The organism is Kosakonia sp. H7A (assembly GCF_003028445.1).
GTDB classification, from domain to species: Bacteria; Pseudomonadota; Gammaproteobacteria; order Enterobacterales; family Enterobacteriaceae; genus Kosakonia; species Kosakonia radicincitans.
Genome location: NZ_PYTZ01000056.1, coordinates 1 through 547 on the forward strand (window position 1 = coordinate 1; position 547 = coordinate 547).

Sequence of the window (547 nt, forward strand, 5' to 3'; positions counted from 1 at the left end):
TCAGGGCGGGCAGGTGGCCGAGGTAGGCGATGAAACGCGAGCGGTCCACGCGCCTGGCCGGGCGGCCGTCGATTTCGATCTTGCCCGCGTCCGCGCGCAGCAGGCCGGCGAGCACGCGCAGCAGGGTGGTCTTGCCGGCGCCGTTGGGACCGAGCAGCGCGAAGATCTCGCCGCGACGGATCTGCAGGTCCACGCCGCGCAGCGCCTGGAAACCGCCGGCATAGGTCTTGTTGAGTCCCTGGATGGAAACGATGGGATCCACGAAGTGTCCATGGGAAGGGCAATGGCCGCACAGCGTAGTGCCCCGGACGGCGGGTTTGAAGGCCCGCATGCGGGAGAATCCATCCCAACCGCCCCCCATGCCTAGCGCTGCCGCGATTCGATCAGGTCCAGGTTGCGGACCAGTCGCCGCGAGAGTTCGTCGGAAATCTGCCCTCGCCGCGCCAGCTTGAACAACTCGTTGCGTTCGGCGCTCAGGCCGGCGCCGCGCATTCTCCGCAGCACCTGCTCGTACGCCCTGGCCTGCTCCGGGTCGGTGTCGGACAGG

The 547-nt window shown here is 68.6% G+C and carries 2 protein-coding genes; both read right to left on the reverse strand.

The window, feature by feature from the left end; translation table 11 throughout:
• The coding region (locus CWM66_RS29380; RefSeq protein ID WP_304598304.1) for an ATP-binding cassette domain-containing protein at nucleotides 1-262 on the reverse strand (262 nt) is incomplete at its 3' end.
• Nucleotides 263-363: 101 nt separating this feature from the next.
• On the reverse strand, nucleotides 364-547 hold a 184-nt coding region (locus CWM66_RS28115), incomplete at its 5' end, for a hypothetical protein (RefSeq protein ID WP_369878950.1).